General features: G+C 69.0%; 4 protein-coding genes and 1 pseudogene (1 of these 5 cut by a window edge). 2 read left to right on the forward strand and 3 right to left on the reverse strand.

Features of this window, described 5'->3' with window-relative positions; all coding sequences use genetic code 11:
• Both QZV94_RS10680 and QZV94_RS10685 read right to left on the reverse strand, forming a co-directional pair.
• Positions 1 to 1,125 (reverse strand): annotated as a pseudogene (locus tag QZV94_RS10680) (LptF/LptG family permease) (it extends 165 nt beyond the left edge of the window).
• Between the two features lie 22 nt (positions 1,126 to 1,147).
• Positions 1,148 to 1,582, reverse strand: a complete 435-nt coding sequence (locus tag QZV94_RS10685; protein WP_293677837.1) for an HIT family protein — start codon at positions 1,580 to 1,582, stop codon at positions 1,148 to 1,150.
• A 146-nt stretch (positions 1,583 to 1,728) separates the two neighbouring features.
• On the opposite strand from QZV94_RS10685, the gene QZV94_RS10690 reads away from it, so the two are divergent.
• On the forward strand, positions 1,729 to 2,112 hold the full coding sequence (locus QZV94_RS10690) for a DUF2141 domain-containing protein (protein ID WP_293677838.1): 384 nt from the start codon (positions 1,729 to 1,731) through the stop codon (positions 2,110 to 2,112).
• On the opposite strand, the gene QZV94_RS10695 is transcribed toward QZV94_RS10690, so the two are convergent.
• On the reverse strand, positions 2,109 to 2,984 hold the full coding sequence (locus QZV94_RS10695; RefSeq protein ID WP_293677839.1) for a metallophosphoesterase: 876 nt from the start codon (positions 2,982 to 2,984) through the stop codon (positions 2,109 to 2,111). The two genes, QZV94_RS10690 and QZV94_RS10695, sit on opposite strands and share 4 nt — an antisense overlap.
• A gap of 118 nt (positions 2,985 to 3,102) precedes the next feature.
• On the opposite strand from QZV94_RS10695, the gene QZV94_RS10700 reads away from it, so the two are divergent.
• On the forward strand, positions 3,103 to 3,847 hold a 745-nt coding region (locus QZV94_RS10700), incomplete at its 3' end, for a CDP-alcohol phosphatidyltransferase family protein (protein WP_293677840.1).

Genomic DNA, 3,847 nt, shown 5'->3' on the forward strand with positions numbered 1-3,847 from the left:
TTCCATCGCCCGGCCGACCGGTGTCTCTCCCGGCCGCTTGCGGCTGGTAAGGAAGACCGTGAACGCGATGGCGGCCATGACGACGAACGGGCCGCCCACAGCGATTTCGGGCGATGCACGACCCGTAGCGGCCAACCCCTGACCGAGCTGGATCGCATGGAAGAAAACCAGCAGCAGCAGGCCGCCGACGATGATCCCGGGCGCCCGGCCGCTGCGTTTGGCCGAGAGCCCCAGCGGCACGCCCAGAAGGGTGAGCAGGGGAAGCACGAAGGCCTTGGCCAGGCGCGCGTAGAGTTCGGCCTTCAGCTCTGCCTGGGCGATCATCGAGTTTCCGGTAGCGCCCTGCCTGGCCAGTTCCAGCAGCGTGAGCTCGCGCTCGTCCCCGCCGCGAGCACGGAGCAGCCGGGCGGGTCCGGTCACCGGCAGCTGCATCGTGAAATCCTCAAAACTGAGGACTTCCGGACGGCCCTGGTCGTTGAAGCGCAACTGCTGGCCGTTCTTCAGCAGGAGCTTGACCGACGCGCCGTCGGGCGTGCGGCGGATCTCGGCCATGCCAGCGGTGGTGATCTCCTCGCGGCCCTGTTCGGTGATCCGGCGGATGAAGACGTGGCTGAGGCGCTGGCCCGCCGCGTCCGCTGCGTCGGTGGTCATCGTCAGGTTCTTGGACGGGATCAGGATCGTCTCGGCCGGCACGAGCCCGTTCCAGCCGGCGTTCTGGGCCGAATGCAGCACGGCGCGGTAGGCGTAGCGGCTGTAGGGCTGCAGGAAGCCGAAGACCAGCAGGCTCACCGCCGTCAGCGCCGCGGCCAGGCACAGGTAGGGCGCCGCCAGCCGGGTCAGCGACACGCCGGCGGCCAGCAGGGCGTCAACCTCCGAGGCCTGGTTCATCCGGTTCACCACGACCATAAGCGCCAGGAAGAAGGCTGCGGGCAGGGTCAGGCCCACGTAGTGCGGCACCAGGTTCACGGCCAATTGGGCGACGAAGCCGAAGCGGTCGTTGGAAGCCGCCAGCATGTCCAGGAGCCGCAGGATCCGCTCGAGCAGCAGCGCGACGAGGGTCACTCCCATGGCGCCGACCATCGGCCAGAGGGCCAGGCGCAGAAGATAGCGGTCGACGAGGCTCAAACGGTCCCCCGGGAGGCGGCGATCATGATCGCCAGCGGGCGGCGAGGTCGGCGGCCAGAGCCGCCGCCTCCTCCTCGCTCAGGGCGACGTGCGACGCAAGGGCCGGGGGACCAGGCCACCCCGCGTCCCGGAAGCTGTGGCCCCCGTACTGCCGTTCGCCATCGTAGCGGGGCAGCACATGGAAGTGGACGTCGGGATCGACCATCATCAGCATCAGGTAGTTGATGCGTTCGTAGGCCACAGTGTGGCGAAGCAACGCCTCAATCCCGTCCACAGCCCGTTTCATGTCTGAAAATGCGGCCGAGGTGAGTTCGGAGAAGGCCTTGGCTTCCTCCTTGCATACCAGCACAAGGGCGCCGTAGGTCGGTTGCTGTGGGCGCACGAGCACCCACCAGTATTCGGTCTCGGCGACGAGCGTAGTGGGGAAGCCGAACTTGCGGGCTGTGGGATTTGTCACGAATTGTCCGAGCCAAGTGAGCGGCCAAGCCGCGTTGCGATCATAGGGAGCCGGTCCTGAGCATGAAAGGCCATACGGCCGCAGCAGGCCTCCTAGTCGCTCTGGCGTGCGCCGCGCCGGCGGTTGCGGACCAGGGATGCGAGGGCGTGCGGACCGCCGCGGCCGCGAGGCTGGACGTCCAGGTCCACAGCATCCGTTCCAGCGCGGGCGAGGTGGCCATTACGGTCTATCCGGATGACAAGCGCCGGTTCCTTGCCCGGGGCGGGAAGCTCCTGCGCGTGCGGACCAGGGCAGCGCCCTCGGTTCGGACCTGCTTCTGGCTGCCGCCCGCCAACTACGAGGTGGCTGTCTACCACGACGCCGATGGGGACCGGGACTTCGACCGAACGCTGGTGGGCCTGCCGGCGGAGGGCTTCGGTTTCTCCAACGACCCGGAGACCCGGATCGGGTTGCCGCCGATCTCGGCCGCGCGATTCCGGGTTCAACCCGGTGAGAACGCGATCTCCATCCGGATGAAATATCTTCGCTAACCGAGGTGGTAGCGTCCCAGCGTCTCGCAGCGCAGGTCCGCGGTCACGCCGCGGGCGGTGACCTCGGCGCGGAACCCCTCGCCATCACGGGTGACAGCAATTTCCTGCCAACGGGCGGCGCGGTGCGTGGCCCTGGCCGTCGACGACGCCGAGGGGACGCCTAAGACAGGAGTCGATCCGACTGCAGCACGGAGGACGGCAAGGGACCCTTCGTGGGCGTGGCCGTGCAGGACGAGTTCCGCACCGGCTTGGGCCATGACGGCGCCCAGAGCTTCGGCGTCGACGAGGGACTTGCGTGGGGAAACCAGGCCGGGGACGGGCGGATGATGGATCAGGACGATGCGGTAGAGGCCTTGCGCCTCGCGCAGCAGCCCGGCCGCGGCCTCGATCTGGGCGGCGCCCAGCCGCCCGCGGGCGCTGTGGGCCGGGGTGGGGACGGCCGAGGAGAGGTTTACGATCGCCACGGGCCCGCGAACCCGCAGATGGGGGAAGCCCGGCGGGCCGTCTCCCAGCCAGCGGGCCCAGGGGGCGAAGCTGGCCGGCGCCCCGCGGGCGACCAGGGCGTCGTGGTTGCCGGGGCTGACGGTGACGTCGGCCGGGTCGCCCAGCCCTTCCAACCAGATGCGTGCGGCGTCGAATTCCTCCGGCGTCGCGAAATTGACCAGATCTCCCGTGATGGCGATGTGGTCGGGGCCCCGGGCGGCGATGTCGGCGGTCAGGGCGTCCAGCACGGCGCGGGAATGGCGGCGGTGCTTGCGCCGCCACGCCAGGCGGCTCAGCAGCCGCTTGGAGACCAGATCTCCTGCCCGGAAGCGCGCTGGTGGGGGCGCCAGGTGCGGGTCCGACAGATGGGCGAGGCGGAAGGCGGTCAAACGAGGGCCACGAGCTTTCCTAAGAGGTCGGCGCTCGGTATCAGGTTGCAGCGATTTGCGTGAGGGGCCCGGGCCAGTTTTGACGACGTCCACTGAACCCGCGGCCGCCGTGGCCGGCATGATCCTTGGCGCGGGTGATGTGCGGCTGTGGGGCATGACGGCCGCCGAGCGTCTGCGCCGCACCTTCTTGCGCGCGGGCCTGCAGGTGGTGTCCGAGCCGCCCGCCGCCGGCGGCGTGGTCCTGGCGTTGGGCAACTGGGTCTACGACGAATCCCTCCTCGCCGCCCTCAGCAAGCGCCCGAACGCGGTGCTGCTCAACGATGACGGCGAGGCGGTGGCCGCGCACGTGCCGGCGGGCCGGGTTGCAGACACCGCGAAGCTCCTGGCGCACGGCGCCTCGCCTAAGGGACTGGAGCACTTGTCTCTGGCCGAGCTGGCCTACAACAGCGCGCTACGGAAGAAGGAGCCGCCAGTCCTGGTGCGGCTGACGTCGGACAACGTCCGCGCAGTGGAGGCCCGCACCTTCGCGGGCTCCTATAAGGGCGTCACCGATATCGTCACCAAGTACCTCTGGCCGGTCCCGGCGCGGATCGTCACCCGTTGGTGCGCTGTGGCAGGAATCCGGCCCAACCATGTGACATTCCTGGGCCTGCTGCTCACAATCGCCGCCTTTGCACTCTTCTGGAAGGGCGAGTTCACCTGGGGCCTGGTCTGCGCCTGGCTCATGACGTTCCTCGACACGGTGGATGGCAAGCTGGCGCGGGTGACCCTGACCTCTTCCAAGATCGGCAACCTGTTCGACCACGGCATCGACCTGATTCATCCGCCCTTCTGGTGGTTCGCCTGGTGGGTGGGGTGCCAGC

The sequence above is a fragment of the uncultured Phenylobacterium sp. genome (assembly GCF_902826855.1).
Classification (GTDB): Bacteria; Pseudomonadota; Alphaproteobacteria; order Caulobacterales; family Caulobacteraceae; genus Phenylobacterium.